At 63.4% G+C, this 17,433-nt stretch carries 19 protein-coding genes; 3 read left to right on the forward strand and 16 right to left on the reverse strand.

Annotated elements, in window-relative coordinates; genetic code table 11:
- Positions 1-3: 3 nt before the first annotated feature.
- From hisG to gltX, 8 genes are all read right to left on the reverse strand, one after another.
- Complete coding sequence (gene hisG, locus GSQ75_RS05005) at positions 4-897, reverse strand: ATP phosphoribosyltransferase (RefSeq protein ID WP_158753384.1); 894 nt, start codon at positions 895-897, stop codon at positions 4-6.
- Positions 894-1,232, reverse strand: coding sequence for a YerC/YecD family TrpR-related protein (locus GSQ75_RS05010; protein WP_158753385.1), 339 nt, complete (start codon positions 1,230-1,232; stop codon positions 894-896). The genes hisG and GSQ75_RS05010 overlap by 4 nt, the downstream gene beginning before the upstream one ends.
- Positions 1,233-1,524: 292 nt before the next feature.
- The gene (locus tag GSQ75_RS05015) at positions 1,525-1,686 is read right to left on the reverse strand and encodes a 30S ribosomal protein THX (protein WP_158753386.1); all 162 of its coding nucleotides are present in this window, start codon (positions 1,684-1,686) and stop codon (positions 1,525-1,527) included.
- Between the two features lie 65 nt (positions 1,687-1,751).
- A complete protein-coding gene (locus GSQ75_RS05020; RefSeq protein WP_158753387.1) occupies positions 1,752-2,696 on the reverse strand; it encodes a cation diffusion facilitator family transporter in 945 nt (314 codons plus the stop codon).
- A gap of 60 nt (positions 2,697-2,756) precedes the next feature.
- Positions 2,757-3,191, reverse strand: coding sequence for a MerC domain-containing protein (locus tag GSQ75_RS05025; RefSeq protein ID WP_158753388.1), 435 nt, complete (start codon positions 3,189-3,191; stop codon positions 2,757-2,759).
- 204 nt (positions 3,192-3,395) lie between these two features.
- A complete protein-coding gene (locus tag GSQ75_RS05030) occupies positions 3,396-3,905 on the reverse strand; it encodes a transcriptional repressor (protein ID WP_158753389.1) in 510 nt (169 codons plus the stop codon).
- A 33-nt stretch (positions 3,906-3,938) separates the two neighbouring features.
- The gene (locus tag GSQ75_RS05035) at positions 3,939-4,217 is read right to left on the reverse strand and encodes a hypothetical protein (RefSeq protein WP_158753390.1); all 279 of its coding nucleotides are present in this window, start codon (positions 4,215-4,217) and stop codon (positions 3,939-3,941) included.
- 35 nt (positions 4,218-4,252) lie between these two features.
- Positions 4,253-5,653, reverse strand: coding sequence for a glutamate--tRNA ligase (gltX, locus tag GSQ75_RS05040; protein WP_158753391.1), 1,401 nt, complete (start codon positions 5,651-5,653; stop codon positions 4,253-4,255).
- A 67-nt stretch (positions 5,654-5,720) separates the two neighbouring features.
- On the opposite strand from gltX, the gene GSQ75_RS05045 reads away from it, so the two are divergent.
- The 3 genes from GSQ75_RS05045 (at position 5,721) to GSQ75_RS05055 (ending at position 8,458) form a co-directional block, all read left to right on the forward strand.
- Positions 5,721-6,509 carry a transporter gene (locus GSQ75_RS05045; protein WP_254058434.1) on the forward strand — a complete coding sequence of 263 codons (789 nt, stop codon included), beginning with the start codon at positions 5,721-5,723 and terminating at the stop codon, positions 6,507-6,509.
- Positions 6,510-6,756: 247 nt separating this feature from the next.
- On the forward strand, positions 6,757-7,917 hold the full coding sequence (locus GSQ75_RS05050; RefSeq protein WP_158753393.1) for a glycosyltransferase family 1 protein: 1,161 nt from the start codon (positions 6,757-6,759) through the stop codon (positions 7,915-7,917).
- Entirely contained in the window at positions 7,886-8,458 is a 573-nt protein-coding gene (locus GSQ75_RS05055) for a phosphatase PAP2 family protein (RefSeq protein WP_158753394.1), read from the forward strand. The genes GSQ75_RS05050 and GSQ75_RS05055 overlap by 32 nt, the downstream gene beginning before the upstream one ends.
- A gap of 481 nt (positions 8,459-8,939) precedes the next feature.
- On the opposite strand, the gene accD is transcribed toward GSQ75_RS05055, so the two are convergent.
- From accD to GSQ75_RS05095, 8 genes are all read right to left on the reverse strand, one after another.
- Positions 8,940-9,809, reverse strand: a complete 870-nt coding sequence (gene accD, locus GSQ75_RS05060) for an acetyl-CoA carboxylase, carboxyltransferase subunit beta (RefSeq protein ID WP_158753395.1) — start codon at positions 9,807-9,809, stop codon at positions 8,940-8,942.
- A gap of 50 nt (positions 9,810-9,859) precedes the next feature.
- Positions 9,860-10,660 carry a tryptophan synthase subunit alpha gene (trpA, locus tag GSQ75_RS05065; RefSeq protein WP_158753396.1) on the reverse strand — a complete coding sequence of 267 codons (801 nt, stop codon included), beginning with the start codon at positions 10,658-10,660 and terminating at the stop codon, positions 9,860-9,862.
- The gene (trpB, locus tag GSQ75_RS05070; protein ID WP_158753397.1) at positions 10,657-11,868 is read right to left on the reverse strand and encodes a tryptophan synthase subunit beta; all 1,212 of its coding nucleotides are present in this window, start codon (positions 11,866-11,868) and stop codon (positions 10,657-10,659) included. The genes trpA and trpB overlap by 4 nt, the downstream gene beginning before the upstream one ends.
- Before the next feature lie 69 nt (positions 11,869-11,937).
- Positions 11,938-12,558 carry a phosphoribosylanthranilate isomerase gene (locus GSQ75_RS05075; RefSeq protein WP_158753398.1) on the reverse strand — a complete coding sequence of 207 codons (621 nt, stop codon included), beginning with the start codon at positions 12,556-12,558 and terminating at the stop codon, positions 11,938-11,940.
- Complete coding sequence (gene truA, locus GSQ75_RS05080; RefSeq protein WP_158753399.1) at positions 12,555-13,352, reverse strand: tRNA pseudouridine(38-40) synthase TruA; 798 nt, start codon at positions 13,350-13,352, stop codon at positions 12,555-12,557. Before truA ends, GSQ75_RS05075 begins: the two co-directional genes overlap by 4 nt.
- Positions 13,353-13,460: 108 nt before the next feature.
- On the reverse strand, positions 13,461-15,854 hold the full coding sequence (locus tag GSQ75_RS05085) for a FimV/HubP family polar landmark protein (protein ID WP_158753400.1): 2,394 nt from the start codon (positions 15,852-15,854) through the stop codon (positions 13,461-13,463).
- Positions 15,855-16,019: 165 nt separating this feature from the next.
- Positions 16,020-16,289: a hypothetical protein gene (locus GSQ75_RS05090; protein WP_254058435.1), complete on the reverse strand. Its 270-nt coding sequence runs from the start codon at positions 16,287-16,289 to the stop codon at positions 16,020-16,022.
- A gap of 37 nt (positions 16,290-16,326) precedes the next feature.
- A complete protein-coding gene (locus GSQ75_RS05095; protein WP_158753401.1) occupies positions 16,327-17,358 on the reverse strand; it encodes an aspartate-semialdehyde dehydrogenase in 1,032 nt (343 codons plus the stop codon).
- Between the last annotated feature and the right edge of the window lie 75 nt (positions 17,359-17,433).

The following is a 17,433-nucleotide window of genomic DNA, read 5'->3' on the forward strand; positions in this document are numbered from 1 at the left end:
TGCTCATGCCAACATCTTCTCCACCGGCAGCACGTACATCTCGCGCGCACCGGCCTTCTTGATCTCTTCCAGCTGTCGCCAGCTCACCTCGCCGGCGCACAACGCCTGCAGCATCAGCTGATCCGGCTGACCGGCGACCGACAGCAGGGTTGGCTGTGGGCCGCCCGGCAGCAGCCGGGTAACCGCCTCAAGCGTGGCCCGTGAGGTCTGCAGCAGCAGCAGGCGTGACTCGCGCACCTGGATCACGCCATCCAGCCGCTTCAGCAGCAGCTCCAGCATGTCACCGCGCTCATCGACCGGCAGCGTCAACGGCCCCGCCAGCACCGCCTCACTTTCCAACAGCACCTCGGCCTCGCGCAGCTGGTTCGCGACCAGGGTGCCGCCGCTCTGCACCAGGTCGCAGATCGCGTCCGCAGTGCCCAGCTTCGGCGCGATCTCGACCGAGCCTGCCAGCATCACGACGCCGGCATTCACGGCATGCGTGCGCAGCCATTCACCGAGCAGACCGGGATACGAGGTGGCGATACGCCGGCCTTCCAGCTGCTGCGGCCCGTGGTAATCCAGCTCCTGCGGCACTGCGATCGACAAGCGGCAGCGCCCGAAACCGAGCGGACGCAATTCGCTGAGCGGCGCCAGCTCGCGGCCAGCGGTGAGCTGGAATTCGCTAAGCACATTGCGCCCGACGATGCCGAGGTCGCAAACACCTTGCGCGATTAGGCCGGGAATGTCGTCATCGCGCACCAGCAGCAGGTCGACTGGCTCGCCCTCACCGAAACAGAACAGCTTGTCGCGACTCTGCCGGAAGGTGAGCCCGCAACGGGTAAGCAGTTCCAGCGCCGGCTCGGTGAGCCGGCCGGATTTCTGCATCGCGATACGCAAACGGTCACGCGTCTTCATGCCTTCGCCTTCTTCGCCGCCAGCGATTGCCGCCGCGCTGCACGTGCTGCCGCGGCCAGATAGCCGCCGTTGCCCTGATTGAGATAACGCGCCACCCGCCCGATGGTGGTGATGCTGACCGCGGTGCGCTCGTGGATCTCCCGGTAAGCGATGCCTTCCAGCAGATACGGTACTACTCGCCAACGGTCTACCAGCACCTCGAGTTCTGCAGGGGTGCACAAATCGCCCAGGAAGGCGCCCATCTCATCGGCATTCTTCAGCGACAGCAGAGCCTCACAAAGGCTTAGCCTGGCTGACTCGACAGGGGTTTCAGGATCAAGCGATCGACGCTTCATAATGTACTAACGCATTAACACAATGGATCGCATCATACACAGCATGCGGCAGCGCGGCAAACCTGTTGGTAATCCGCGTCAATCTGTATTCAGATTCTGCTGATCGGAGCGCGCGACCGATAACACGTGGCGACGCAGATCAAGACTTCAGCGGACGGATGGTCGTGATCGGGGCGTACAGACTTGGCAGCGATCATGCGGAACGGTGTCGTAAACGACTCGGGCGATCACCGTACCCACCAACAAAAACCCCCGCCGTGGCGGGGGTCTTGTCTGCCTGGCGAGACTCAGCTCAGGCGGATCTCTTTTTCGGCGCAGCCTTCTTGGCGGCGGCCGGCTTGGTCACGGTCGGCTTGGCGCCAACGACGGCCGGCAGCGTGCCGTGCGCGCGGGTATTGCCGTAGCTGCCGCGGTAGGTCTTGCCGCGACGAGTCTTGCGATCGCCCTTGCCCATGGGAACTCCTTGATTCGTTAGATGAATGATCGAGCATCATAGCAGGTTGGCCCGATGCACCATAGTCAGAGATGACCATGCCCCGTACAATCCTGCGGCTGGTCCAGGCACTCGCCCGGGTCGATCTGCACGGTAACGTGCTGAATACCGAAATTCTCCAGCAGCATCCGCTTGATCGCCCGCAAGGCTTGCGCGCTGTCGGCAGGTTCTTGCAGCTCGGCATGCAGGGTCGCCATGCGCGAGCCTGAGGCCAGCTGCCATACGTGCAGATGATGGACGTTCCGGATCGATGGGTCGGCGCCACGCAGCGACACTTCCACCGCCGCACTGTCCATGCCGTCAGGCACACCTTCCAGCAGGATGTGTGCAGACATCCGCAACAAGCGCCACGCGCTGTTGAGAATCAGAAGCCCCACCAGCATCGACAGCACCGGATCGGCCCACAGCCAGCCAAACCAGCGGATTGCCAGCGCAGCGAGGACTGCCGCCACCGAGCCGAGCAGATCACCCAGTACATGCAGGCTTGCCCCAGCCAGATTGACGTCGTCATGTGCATGCCCGTGCAGCATGCGCAACACCAGCAGGTTCACCAGCAGGCCGATGATCGCCACCACAAACATCACGCCGGACAGGATTTCCCCGGGATGCAGCAACCGGGTGACGGCCTCGTAGATGATCCAGCCGACCAGCACGAACTGGCTCAGCGCATTGACGAAACCGATCAGCACTTCCATCCGACCATAGCCGTAACTGCGTCGCGCATCGGCTGGCCGGGTCGCCATCCATGCGCCGACAAACGCCAGCAGCAGCGCTAGTGCATCGACCATCATGTGGCCGGCATCGGCGATCAGCGCCAGCGAGCCGGACCATGCACCACCGATCACCTCGGCCACCATCATCAAGGTGGTCAGCACAAACGCGAACAGCAGCTTGCGGCTGCGGCCGCCGTTTGCCTCGGCATGTTCATGCACATGCGGTTGATCGTGGGAATGGGTATGCGGCATGTTCATCCACACATGCTAGGAACGGCGGCAGCCGTTACACAATCACGATGCGCCTGCATACGCAGCTCAGTGCACGCATTGTGGGCCATGCACATGGGCATGGCCGTGGCGCCGATCGTTGCGCAGATTGATGAAATGCGCCGAAGCCACCAGCAGGCCACCGCACGTCACCAGCACGCTGTGCAGGATGATCGAATAGTGCTCGGCATAGGTAACGCCCAGCAGCAGCAGGGCGAGCCCCGGCACGGCCAGCAGCAGCGGCAGCGAAACCTGATGACGGCGGTAGCCACGGATCATGGCAAACAGGGCCAACGTGCAGGCGAACATTACAAAGCCGCGCTCGAAACGATGATCGGCCAGAAATTCCAGGCCTACGAAGGGCAACAACGCCAGCACGAACGGCAGCAGCGCACAGTGGATCGCGCACAGAAACGAGGCCGTCGCACCAACGCGATCGGCCACACGCCACCAGCGGGATTTGCTCGCCTGTTCGGAGTCCATCGACCTATTCTGCATCGCCAAACGTGGCAATTCGTTAACACCAGTCACCGAAATGTTATTTTATAACACTTTGAAATGCTAGCCCGGGTCACCCGGAACTCGTACAAGCCATCCTTACTGGGTAACAGCGGTATCCGGGCATCGATCTTGTCAAACGTTCAAACACCGCCAAACAGCAGCTGCCGTAGACGCCGGCAAACGGATTCAGGCTTTGCGGCAGTTCTTGCAGGTGCCGTGCACTTCCAGCGTCTGCGCCTGCGGCCGGAAGCCGAGCGCCCTGGCCTGTGCCTCGATCAGATCGGCGACCCGCTCATCGCAGACTTCCTGCGCACTGGAGCAGGTGTCGCAGATCAGGAACGGCACCTGATGCGCTTCGGCTGGGTGGTGGCAGGACACGAAGGCATTGATCGACTCCAGCTTGTGGATGAAGCCGTTTTCCAGCAGAAAATCGAGCGCCCGGTACACCGTGGGCGGCGCTGCGTTGCCATGCTTCTCACGCAACAGGTCGAGCAGGTCGTACGCCTTGATCGGCTTATGTGCAGCGGCAATCAGCTCCAGCACTTCCTTGCGCAGCGGGGTAAGGCGCAAGCCGCGCTCCTCGCTGGCATGTTCCACCGCACGCACGAAACCCTTCGCATCATGATGATGCGGGTGATGTGGGCGCGTGTCGTGGGCAGCGTCGTGGCTCAAGGGGTTCACCTCTGGATGGATCATACACTGGCGCCTGCAGCGCAACCCTGGAGGAACTCACCGCCTCAGCGGTGGCGGCCTGACAGGTGGCTTCGGCGGCGGCTTGACGAGTATCACGACCCAGCCGATTGGCCCCAGCACAAGCGCCCAGACGATGCCTTCTCCCAATCGGCCACGCCACCAGCCGAGCAGCGCACCGACGGCGACAAACAGCACGTTCCACCAGAACATGGCGGCCCACGGCATCAAATTCAACAGGTTGACGAAGACGTGCCAGAACGCGCCCGGCGCGTCGGGATCGACGCCTTGGCTGGCCTTGGCGAGTAGTTCGTCCATGCCGAGCTCAGTGCGTCATCGACATGGCGGCGGGGTCAATCCTGCGCCAGCGCGATCGCATCGTCGATGCGCTTTAGCGCCCCGCTGCGACCTGTCAGGTAGATCGTATGCTCGATCGACGGCGACACCTGCGTGCCGGTCATGGCCACCCGCAGCGGCTGCGCGATCTTGCCCATGCCCAGCTCCAGTTTCGCGGCGACCTGCTCGATCACCTGATGGATCGGCTCGGGCTTCCATTCGCAATCAACCAGCAGTGATTTCGCCGCGTTGAGCACGGCCACCGCGCTGTCGTTCTTCAAATGCTTGGCGACCGCCTTGTCGTCCCATTCGGCAATCGGCGCGTACCAGATCATCGCGCGCTCGACCATTTCCTTGAACGTGTGCACGCGATCGCGCAGCGCCACGATCACGTCGACCGGCGCCGGGCCGTGCGATGTATCGACACCGGCGCGGGCCAGGTGCCACTCGAATTCCGGTGCCAGCGTCTGCGGATCGTCGGTCTTCAGGTAATGCTGGTTGAGCCATGCCAGCTTTTCGGTATCGAAACGCGAGGCGGCCTTGTTGACGTCGGAAATATCGAACAGCGCGATCATCTCGTCGCGCGAGAAAATTTCTTGGTCACCATGCGACCAACCCAGCCGCACCAGGTAGTTCAGCAGTGCGTGCGGCAGGAAGCCATCGTCGCGGTATTCCATCACGCTGACCGCGCTGGTGCGCTTGGACAGCTTCTTGCCTTCCTTGTCGAGGATCATCGGCAGGTGCGCGAACTCCGGCACCTTGGCACCGAGCGCGTGGTAGATGTTGATCTGGCGCGGCGTGTTGTTGACGTGGTCATCGCCGCGGATCACCTCGGTGATACCCATGTCGATATCGTCGACCACCACCGCGAAGTTGTAGGTCGGCCAGCCGTCGGAGCGGAAGATCACCAGGTCGTCCAGCTCGGTGTTGGCCCATTCGATCCGGCCTTTCACCTTGTCATCGAACACCACCGAACCTTCGCTCGGATTGCGGAAACGGATCACGCGATTGGGATCTTCATGGAAAGGCTCGTTGCGATCACGGTAGTAGCCGTTGTAACGCGGTTTCTCGCCCTTCGCCATCGCCGCCTCGCGCATGGCCTCGATCTCGTCCTTGCTTTCGTAGGCGTAGTACGCCTTGCCGGCGGCAACCAGTTCATCGGCCACCTGCTTGTACCGCTCCAGCCGCTGGGTCTGGTAGAACGGGCCTTCATCGTGATTCAGTCCTAACCACTGCATAGCATCGAGAATCGCCTGCACGGCAGCATCCGTCGAACGCTCACGGTCTGTATCCTCGATGCGCAGCACGAACTCGCCGCCGCGTCGACGCGACTCCAGCCAACAGTACAACGCAGTACGCGCACCGCCGATATGCAGAAAACCGGTGGGGCTGGGGGCAAAACGGGTACGAACAGTCATGGGGTCTTTTCAAAAGGTGCGAAGCGAAGCGATGGATTTTAGCCGATACAGGAGCAACAACCGATGCATGGCACCGCGGATACGCCGCATTCTGCGTCTTGCACCACTTTCCATACTGGCACTTGGCTGCTTCGGTGTCGCCCTGCCCGTGTTGGCCGACAACCCGGGCTACGACCGGCCTGGCTATGGCTTCACGCCGGTCGTACTGGGTGCAGGCGACATCACCATCGAACAAGGCCTGGGGGACTGGAGCCTCGATCGGCAAGCTGGCGTCAGCAGCTCGCTGTATAGCGCGGACAGCCTGCTTCGCATCGGCATCGGCGGCCCGCTGGAACTGCAGCTTGGCAGCTCGCCGTGGAATTCGTTGCGGCAGAGCGGCGCCGGCAGTGACAACAGCAGCCAGGGGCATGGTGACACCGTGCTTGGACTGAAACTGGCTCTTCCCTCCTCGAACCAGGCCTTCAGCTGGGGCCTGCTGGGTAGCGTGGAATTCACCGATGGAGCAAAGGCTTTCCGCAGCAACTACCGCCAGTACCTGCTTGGCGCGCAATTCAACCTACAGGTAAACGAGCGCAATTCGCTGGGTCTGTATCTGCAGGATGTACGCAGTGATGGTGCGGACAGCACCACTGTGGCTGTCAGCGACAACTACACGCTGAGCAAGACGCTGACGGTATATGCCGAAGCCGCGCGGCTGCATGCACCGGATCAGGGCAACGGCACCGTCGCCGGTGGCGGCCTGGCATGGATGATCACGCCGCGCGTGCAGTTCGACGCCGGTTTCGATCGCCGACTGGGCGGGACGGCTCCCGACTGGCAGGCCAATCTCGGCATATCGGTGTACTTCGGTCACTGACTGCGGCTGACCAAGCCGAAGCCGCCAAATATTACTTGATATCTCTAGGGCCTTGCCCATCAGCACTGCGGGAGCATCGATGGTCTCCATCGATGAGCAGGTTCGGCCAGTGTCGGCGCTGCCTGTTTTCCTGAAACGGCCCTCCGCATCAGCCGCGCCAACGCGAGCGTCACCACAGCGTCACGTACCCGCCACACCGCAGCAACGCCGCCCGACCAAGCTAGGCCAAGCCAGCACAGGTACCGTCATGCGCATTGGCATCGTCAGCGAAACCTATCCACCGGAAATCAATGGCGTTGCACTGACCGTGCACAACCTGGCATCCGGCCTGGTCGGTCGCGGCCATAGCGTGGACCTGATCCGCCCGCGGCACCCACATCCTCATCAGGATGAACCTGGCATCGATGTGCTCAGCGTGCCTGGCGGAGCCCTGCCCCGCTATCCAGGCCTGCGCTTCGGCCTGCCCGCCGGCCGCACGATTCGGCAGCACTGGCTGCAGCAACGTCCCGATGCGGTCTATGTGGCCACCGAAGGTCCACTCGGCTGGTCGGCAGTGCGTGCTGCCGCGCGATTGGGCATACCGGTCAGCAGTGGCTTCCATACCCGCTTCGACAGTTACGCCAACCATTACGGCATGGGCCTGCTTACACCGCTCGTGCGCGGTTATCTGCGCCGCTTCCACCAGCGTGCTGCGGCCACCCTGGTACCGACCGACGCACTCGCCAAGGAACTACAAGCCATGGGCATCAGCAATGCTCGCCTGCTGCGTCGTGCGGTGGATACGCAACTGTTCCATCCGAATCGGCGTGATGACGACCTGCGCCACGCCTGGGGCGTCGATGCCGCCACCCCGGTGGTGCTGTACGTCGGGCGCATCGCGCCGGAAAAGAATCTCGAACTGGCAGTGGAAGCGTTTCGCGCGATCCAGCAGCGTGTGCCGCAAGCCCGTTATGTATGGGTGGGCGATGGCCCTGCGCGCAGCGCACTGGAAATGGCGCACCCGGATTTCATCTTTGCCGGCGTGCAGCGCGACGAGACCCTGGCGCGGCATGTGGCCAGTGCGGATTTGTTCCCATTCCCAAGCCTGAGCGAAACCTTCGGCAACGTGATTCTCGAGGCACTGTCTTCCGGCTTGCCCGTGGTGGCCTACGCCGAAGGTGCTGCACGCGAACATCTGATCGACGGCGTCAACGGCTACTGCATCGAGTCGGGCAATGCGCAGGCATTCATCGACGCGACCACCCGACTGGCCAGCAATCCGGGCCTGATCCGGCACATGGGTCGCGCCGCCCATGTCGGCGTGGCTGGTCTTTCACCCGATGCAGTGATCCGCGACTTCGAAACCCTGCTGCGCGAAATGGCCGAGGAGAACCAGCATGAGCACATTGCCGCCGCTGCACACGCCTGAGCTTTCGAGTGGGCCCCGTCTGGCGCTGGATCGGCGCGTCTGCCAGGCAGCCAACCGCTGGGGTACCCGGCGTGCGGTGGGATTGTTCTTCGGCGCGATCAGCCGGCTCGGCGATGGCATCTTCTGGTACGCACTGATGGCCGTACTGGCTTTGGTTGGTGGCCAGCGAGGGTTGGCTGCTGCCGCGCAGATGGCCGCCACCGGACTCGTCGCACTGCTGCTGTATCGCCTTTTGAAGCGCTGGACACATCGACCACGTCCCTACCGCGTATGCCCCGGTGTGATCGCGCATGTGCCACCGCTGGACGAGTTCAGCTTTCCGTCGGGGCATACCTTGCAGGCAGTGAGTTTCACTATCGTCGCGCTGGCCTGGTATCCGCATCTCGCGCCGTTGCTGCTTGGCTTTACTGCGCTGGTGGCCGCCTCGCGGGTGATCCTCGGCTTGCACTATCCCAGTGACGTGTTCGCCGCGATCCTGATCGGTAGCGGGCTGGGGGCTACGTCGCTCTGGCTGTTGTCACTGGCAACGAAACTGGCCTGAGCCGGCGCCGTTACTGGGCAGGATTTACGCACGCCGTCACAAGCGCCTTTGCGGTCAGGCAGATAGCGTACTTGTCCACAGGCTTTACCGGACACGCTCCACAATCGCTGTGGATTACTGCGCATGGCGCACGCGACGACTGCGCAAAATGTCAGCACCGCGTGCCAAGTGCCTGTAGGTAAAAGGGCTGGGCAAGGTTGTCCACAGGCTAGCACCGAAGGCGTGCACAGATGCTGTGGAAAACTGTATCGCCGGACACGATGGCGCCTATGCGGCATTCGTCGTTATCGAATAACACGCCTGCGCAGTTCGTGAGCATCGTGTAGCAAGTGCTTGATCGACAAGCAGCAGATCCGGCTTGTCCACAGGCTTTACCGGCTGGCATCCACATCGGCTGTGGAAAACCCGCGCGCAGAAAATCCGGACCCGAAAACAGCGATGCCGCCTGACGGCGGCATCGCTTCACCACAACCATGCATCATCAGGCGGCGCGTGGTGCCTTCATCAGTATGCCGAGAAGATCAGCCAGCTTGTCGCGCATTTCGCGGCGGTCGACGATCAGGTCGATCGCACCATGTTCGACCAGGAACTCCGAACGCTGGAATCCTTCCGGTAACGTCTCGCGCACGGTCTGCTCGATAACGCGCGGACCGGCAAAACCGATCAGCGCCTTCGGCTCGCCGATGTTGATGTCGCCGAGCATGGCCAGGCTGGCGGATACACCACCCGTGGTCGGATTGGTCAGCACGCTGATGTAGGGCACACCGGCGTCGCGCAGACGAGCCAGCGTGGCCGAGGTCTTGGCCATCTGCATCAGCGAGAACAGCGCTTCCTGCATGCGCGCACCGCCGGTGGCGGAGAAGCACACCAGCGCGCTCTTGTCGGCCAGCGCGCGCTCAGCGGCACGGGCAAATTTCTCGCCAACCACCGAACCCATCGAACCGCCCATGTAGGCAAACTCGAACGCCACCGCCATCAGCGGGCGCCCCTTGAGCTTGCCACTCATCGCCAGCAGCGCGTCCTTCTCGCCGAGCTTTTTCTGGGTGGCGACGATGCGGTCGCGATACTTCTTGGTGTCGCGGAATTTCAGCGGGTCGGTGGGTTCCAGGCTGGCCCACAGTTCCTGGCCAGAACCTTCATCGAGCAACGTATCCAGCCGCATGCGCGCGCTGATGTAATGATGATGGCTGCACTTCGGGCAGACCATTAGGTTGCGCTCGAGCTCGGGCCGGTACAGCACGGTGCCGCAACCGCCGCACTTCTCCCATACGCCCTCGGGTACCGAACCCTTGCCGCCGTTCGGACTTTGCGGGCGGGTGCGCGGATTCATGATTTTCTGCAGCCAATTCATCGCATCACCCTACAATTCGTGAGCGCGCTGCCGTCGGGCAGCGCGTGTTCTCAGTGCGCATCAAGCGCGGCACGGATCGGCACGAGAAACGCGCGTACCCGCACGGATATTTCCTCGGCATCCGTAGCTCCGGCCAAGCGCTCGACCAGCGCACTGCCGATCACCACCGCATCGGCAAAAGCGGCAATCGCCTTTGCGCTCGCCGCATCGCGGATGCCGAAGCCCACTGCCACCGGCGCCTTCGCATGGGCACGGATATCCGCCACGCGCGCGGCGATATCGCCGGTACTCAAGTGCGCCGCACCCGTGATGCCGGCAAACGACACATAGTACAGGAAACCCTCCGCCGCCTCGCACAGCCGCGCCATACGCGCGGGTGCGGTAGTTGGCGCGGCGAGCAGGATCTGTTGCAAGCCAGCATCACGCAGCGGCTGCAGGACCGACGCTTCTTCCAGCGGGCAATCAACCAGCAACACGCCATCGACACCCGCCTGCACGGCTTCCTGCGCGAAGCGCGTATAGCCGTGGATCTCGACGGGGTTCAGGTAACCCATCAGCACGATCGGCGTATCGGCATCGCGCTGACGGAAGGCGGCGACCCAGCCCAGCACTTCGTTCAGGCCCACGCCTTGCGCAATCGCCCGTTCGCTGGCGTGCTGGATCACCGGACCATCGGCCATCGGATCGGAGAACGGCACGCCCAGCTCGATCAGATCAGCACCGGCGTCGACCAGTGCGTGCATCAGCGCCACCATGTGCAGCGGCGACGGATCGCCGGCGGTGACAAACGGAATCAGGCCCGTGCGACCGGCAGCCTTGAGCGCGGCGAAGCGACGGTCGATACGGCTCATACTTCCACCCCTTCGCGCGCGGCGATGGTGTGCACATCCTTGTCGCCGCGACCAGAGAGGTTGCACAGCACGATGCCGTCCTTCGGCATCTCCCGCGCAAGCTTGATTGCCTGCGCCACCGCGTGGCTGGATTCCAGCGCAGCCAGGATGCCTTCGGTACGCGCCAGCAAATGAAACGCTTCCATCGCCTCATCGTCGGTTACCCCAACATATTCGGCACGGCCGGCATCCTTCAGGAACGCGTGCTCGGGGCCGACACCGGGGTAATCGAGTCCGGCCGAGATCGAGTGCGTCTCGGTGATCTGGCCGTTGTCGTCGCACAGCACATAGGTACGGTTGCCGTGCAGCACGCCCGGGCGCCCCGCAGCCAGCGAGGCTGCGTGATGGCCCGTCGCAATGCCCTCACCCGCCGCTTCGGCACCGACGATGCGCACATCGGCGTCGTTGAGGAACGCATGGAACAGGCCGATCGCGTTGGAGCCACCACCGACACAGGCTGTCAGCACATCCGGCAGGCGGCCGTACTGCTCCAGCATCTGCGCGCGTGCCTCGCGACCGACGATCGCGTTGAAGTCGCGCACCATCAGCGGGTACGGATGCGGACCGGCGACGGTGCCGATGATGTAGAAGGTATCGGCGACATTGGTGACCCAGTCGCGCATCGCCTCGTTCAGCGCATCCTTCAGCGTCTTCGAGCCGGAAGTCACCGGCACGACTTCCGCACCGAGCAGCTTCATGCGGTAGACGTTGATCTTCTGCCGTTCGATATCGACCGCCCCCATGTAGACCACGCACTTCAGGCCGAGCCGCGCGGCCACCGTGGCGCTGGCCACGCCGTGCTGGCCGGCACCGGTCTCGGCGATGATGCGCGGCTTGCCCATACGCTTGGCGACCAGCGCCTGGCCCACGGTGTTGTTGATCTTGTGCGCACCGGTATGGTTCAGATCCTCGCGCTTGAACAGGATGCGCGCACCACCGACATGCTGCGACAGCCGCTCGGCGTGATAGATCGGGCTGGGCCGACCGACGTAGTGCTTCAGGTCGCGGTCGAGTTCGGCGATGAATTCAGGATCATCGCGCAGCCGCAGATACGCTTCGGTCAGTTCGGCCAGCGGCGCCATCAGGGTCTCGGCGACATAGCTGCCGCCGTAGTTGCCGAAGCGACCATGCGCATCGGGGTAGGCGTTGAAATCCACAATCTTGCTCATTTACTCACTCGCTGGGGCAGGAGTGCGCCGTGTGCGCCACAGCAAACCTTTTCGCACACAAGCCGGATCCTACAGGGGCACTTGCCGCACTGCGGCAATGAAAGCGGCCATCTTAGCGGCATCCTTGATGCCAGGCGAAGCCTCGATGCCGCTGGCCACGTCCACCGCCCACGGTCGCGCGATGCGTATGGCGTCGGCGACATTGCCCGGATTAAGGCCGCCAGCCAGGATCAGTGGCTGTGTCAGGCCCTCTGGCATCCGTGACCAGTCGAATGCGCGTCCGCTGCCACCGGCCTCGCCCAGACCATGGCCATCCAGCAGCAACCCCGCCGCATGCGGGTAATCGTGCAGACGCGACAGCGCCGCCTCGCCCTCGCCCATCGCGATCGCCTTGAGGTAGCGCCGGCCAAACTGCATGCACCATGCATCACTTTCCTGACCGTGGAACTGCAACAACTCTGGCTGCACCATATCGATCACCGCATGCACCAGCGCTGCGTCGTCATCCATGAACAATGCCACTGTGGCAACGAATGGCGGCAGCGCCTGACGAATCAGCTTCGCTTGCTGCAGATCGAGCCGGCGCGGGCTACGTGCGGTAAACACCAGCCCGATCGCATCCGCGCCCAGGCGCGCAGCCAGCAGCGCATCGTCGACCCGGGTCATGCCGCAACACTTGATCCGCGTCATTGGCCGGCCTCATTCAGGCCGGCTTTTATCTGGCAAACTTCCGTCGGCAAACCCCAGTGCGCATCGTAACGCGGCCCGAGAAAGGTCAGCCCGGAAGCCGGTGCGGTCGGGCCGGCCATGTGGCGATCGCGACCGGCCAGCAATTCGGCCATCCATTCGATCGGTTGTTCGCCGCGACCGATCAGCAGCAACGAACCGACGATATTGCGCACCATGTGATGCAGAAACGCGTTGGCCTCGATATCGACGAACAACTGTTCACCCTCACGCCGCACGTTCACTGCGAGCACGGTGCGGCGCGGGTGCGTGGCCTGGCATGACAGCGCGCGAAACGCGCTGAAGTCGTGTTCGCCGAGCAGAGCCTGTGCCGCCTCATGCATGCGCGCGGCATCCAGCGGCAGGCGCTCCCAGGTGACGTAGCGCGCATCCAGCGCGGCGCGTACCGGGCGGTTGAGGATGTGATAACGGTAACGCCGGCTGCGCGCGGCATAGCGCGCATGGAAACTTTCCAGCACGGGCTGCGCCCACAGCACTGCCACACTGCCCGGCAGGTTGGAGCAGGTGCCAAGAATCCAGCCGCGCATGTCGCGCTGCGCCTCGGTATCGAAGTGCACGACCTGGCAGCGGCCATGCACGCCAGCATCGGTACGCCCGGCGCAACTGATCTCGACCGGATGCGCGGCAACCTTAGACAGTGCCTGCTCCACCGCCCCCTGCACGCTGGCATCGGCCTTCAGGCGCTGCCAGCCGCAAAAGTCGGTGCCGTCGTATTCGATGCCAAGAGCAATACGCATGAAGTTGTGCAAGAGCCCGCTGAAAGACATGAAGATTAGCAGCCCATCAACGAAATCGGGTCGGCAAGGCCGACCCGATTTCTTCGTGCGCAGTGCGCCTGACTCGGCTCAGTGCAGGGTATCAAGCAGGCGTTTGGCAACATCCTGCTGCATCTGACTGCCTTCCTTCATCACTTCGCTCAGCATGGCGCGGGCACCGTCAGCATCGCCCATGTCCACATAAGCGCGGGCCAGATCGAGCTTGGTATCGACCGGGTCGTCATTGAACTCGCCCAGATCGTTGCCGTGCTCGTCCACGTGATGCGCATTGGCCGACTCGTCGAAATGCCAGCTCGACGTCGGTTCGGCCTCATGCGTACCCGATACATGGGTATCTGTCACCACCGGTGCCACCACCGGCGTATTGTCCTGCGCAGCCGCCGGGTGCGCCGCAGAATCCGCGACAGCGGTCGGATGGGTCAGATCGAAGTTGTAGCTGTATTCACTGACCTTCTTCGGCGCCTGTGATGGCAACGGTGGCATCGACGGGACTGCCTTGGGTGCATTGCCACCGGCTGCATAGTCGTCGATATCGAATGCGCGGCGTGCCTCGGCTTCATCATGGGCCGGCAATTCGGCATGATGGTCGAACAACGGGTGACCCGGCACCAGATCCTCGCCCATGTGCACTACATCCTGCCACTCGTCCTGCTGCGGGTCGGTGATGTGGGCATGCATCGCCTCGGCCGCCGCCTCGAAATGCTCGACGTCGCGACGCGAGTAATACAGGGTGACCAGTTCCAGATGCAGGTAAATATCGTCCGGATGCTCGGCCAGCTGGTCGAGCAGTTCCTCCTGGTCGACGTCGTCGCTGCTGACGATGCCAGGATCGCCCGATGGCGCCGTACCGAAACGGTCAGCCAACGAGGGGGCAGATTTCGCCGCCAGCGCAGCAGCTGGTTTGCGCTTGCGACCAAGCAAGGCCAGCAGGAGCAGCACCAGGATCGCGCCGGCACCAGCCGCCCACGCCCATGTCTGCATGTACCAGGGCTGCTCGACTACCGGCGCGGGACTTGGCGGGGCAATCCGTTTGACTGCCGGCTTGACGGGCGCGGAAGCAACAGCGACTGCGGTCGACGCGCTGGCCGGTGCGCTGGAAGCGGCGATAGCCGGGGCAGCCGTCGCCGCGGCGGAACTCGCGGCAACGGGCGCTGCGCTCGCGCTGGCAGCGGTGCTGGCCGGCGCGGGCTCAGGTTTGGCCTGCGACGAAGCTGCCGCCACCGAGGCAACTGCCGCACTGGCAGCCGCAGCAGGCTTGGCTGTCGTCGTCGCGCTGGCGAGCGCCACTGCCGCAGGCAGACCAGCCGCCTTGCGTGCGGCCGCCAGCTTGTCCTGAAGCTCGGCGATTTCGCTGTCCTTGAGTGACAGCAGGTGCTCGTTCTTGCTGTTGATGTCCGCCAGGTCCTTCAGACGGGTCTTCAGGTCGGCGCTCTGCTGCTGCAGGCTGGCCAGACCTTCCTGGGTACGCAACAGGTCCTGACGCAGGCTTGCAGCGGACTTGTCGCCCTTGCCTTCCGCGCTGCCACCACCCTCGGCGCCGGCGCCTTTGACATCCTTCGCCGGCACCAATGCCAGGCGATCACCGACACCCGTGGACGTGTTGCTGGGGGCACTAGAGGCGGATGCGCGAGTTGCCGCATCGGCCACAACGGTTGGCTTGCCCGGTGTTCCGGCACGCCAGTCGCTGTTCTGGCGACGCACTTCAGCGGCGGCGGCAGCAATCGTCATGGCCTGCGCTTCCGCGGAGGTCGGCACACGCAGTACCGCGCCGCTCTTCAGCGCATTGATATTGTCGTGATAGAACGCGTCCGGGTTGGCCTGCTTGAGTGCCAGCATCATCTGCTGGACATCGACGCCGCCCGTCACGGTGCTGCGCGCGATCGACGACAGCGTCTGGCCACGCGCGACCGGGCCGTATTGACCGTTTCCAGCGACGGCAGTCGTAGCAGATGCGTTGGGTGATGCTGCATGCGAGGGTTTCGGCGCGACGCTGGCCGTTGCTGCGCGGCTGCTGTGGCTCGGCGCTACATGCGCCGGCGTTGCTGCCACGGCTGGTGCAGGCGCCTGCGAACCCGGCGGATCAAGCAGGATGGCGAACTCGCGCACGCTCTTGCCGGCGTGCCCGTTCACTTCGATCAGCAGGTCGAGATAGGGGTCGTCCACCGCCACGCTGCTGGTGATGCGGATAGAGGGATGGTCAGTACCGGCATTGGCGACACTGAAATGCAGCGGAATGGTGGTACGGCCGCCAGTAATGCCGGCGCGGGTGAAGTCGTCGCTGGAAGCCAGCTGGACCGTGAGGCCTTGCAGCTCCGCCGGATTGGCCGGATGCAGCGGGATTTCCGCCAGCAACGGCTGCCCCAGCGCCGATTTGACCTGGATCTGGCCCAAGTCCAGCGCCATCGCCTGAGTGCCGCCCAGTGCCAGCGCCATCAATATCGACAACTTCAACGAACGATTCATTACGTGCTCCCCCGAACGATCCCTGGCGCCATTTTTGGTGTTGCCGCCGTGACGGCTGCTGCCCCAAACGAGATGCCACTTTAGTTATATGCAAGCCAATCAACAATAGGCGGGGCGAATACTTGCAATGCATTGCTGCAGTGCGTTCTCACCGCCGCGGTGCATTCAGGGCTGGCTGGCCGGCGGTTTGGCACGCAACGCATCGAGTTGTTTCTGCAGCTCTGCGATCGCCTGATCCTGCTGCTGCAGGCGCTCGCTGGCCCGCTTGCTGTCCGATTCCTGGCTGGTGACAGCCTGTTCCAGCCGCTTCACTTCGGCCTGGTGCTGCGCCAGGCGCTGCTGCGCCTGAGTCAACGACGCCGATGCGGCCACCGGTTTGGCAGCCGTATGCGACGGCGGCTTGCCGCCGTCCGCCCGCGCTGCCGGGACAGCCATTAACCCAATCAGACCAGCAAGTAACCAATAACGCATCTCAGAGATAGTCCTCGATCAACAATTCGGCAATCTGCACGGCATTCAGCGCCGCGCCCTTGCGGATATTGTCCGAGACAATCCACAGGTCCAGCCCGCGCTCATGCGAGATGTCCTCGCGGATGCGACCCACGAACACCCCATCGTTACCGGCCGCCTCGCCCACCGGGGTCGGGTAGCCGCCCGGCTTGCGCTCGTCCACCAGCACCACGCCCGGCGCCTGCCGCAGCAGTTCGCGGGCCTGTTCGGCGGTGATCTTCTCGCTGGTCTCGATATGCACTGCCTCGGAATGGCCATAGAACACCGGCACGCGTACCGCGGTCGGGTTCACCTGGATCGACTCGTCCTCCAGGATCTTGCGGGTTTCCCACACCAGCTTCATTTCCTCCTTGGTGTAACCGTTCGGCTGGAAGTCGTCGATCTGCGGGATCACATTGAACGCGATCTGCGCGGGGAATTTCTTGCCCGGTTCCACGCTTTGGAAGTTCAGCAGCGCCGCGGTCTGCTTGCCGAGCTCCTCCATTCCCGTACGACCGGCACCGGAGACCGACTGGTAGGTGGCGACATTGATCCGCTCGATCTGCACCGCACGGTGGATCGGCGCCAGTGCCACCAGCATCTGCATGGTCGAGCAGTTCGGGTTGGCAATGATGCCGCGACGGGTGTAGTCGGCGATCGCGTGCGGGTTGACCTCGCTGATCACCAGCGGGATGTCGTCCTGGTAACGGAACTCCGAGGTGTTGTCGATCACCACCGCGCCGGCCGTCGCTGCACGGGGTGCATGCACCTTGCTGACCGAGCCGCCGGCCGAGAAAAACGCGATATCGACGCCTTCGAAATCGTAGGTATCCAGCAACTGGACGGTGATCTGCTGGCCACCGAAGGTGATTTTTCCGCCAGCCGAGCGCTCGCTGGCCAATGGCACCAGTTCGCTGACCGGAAAGTCCCGCTCGGCGAGGATCGCCAACAGGGTCTCGCCCACGGCGCCGGTCGCACCGACCATTGCCACCTTGTAACTGCTCTTTTTGCTCATGATCCGCTTTCGATGGAGTGGGATGACGCACACCGGCATAGTGTGCAGTAGGGTTCGTCAAGTATACGTCTGGAC

It is taken from the genome of Dyella sp. S184 (genome assembly GCF_009766065.1).
Taxonomy (GTDB): Bacteria; Pseudomonadota; Gammaproteobacteria; order Xanthomonadales; family Rhodanobacteraceae; genus Rhodanobacter.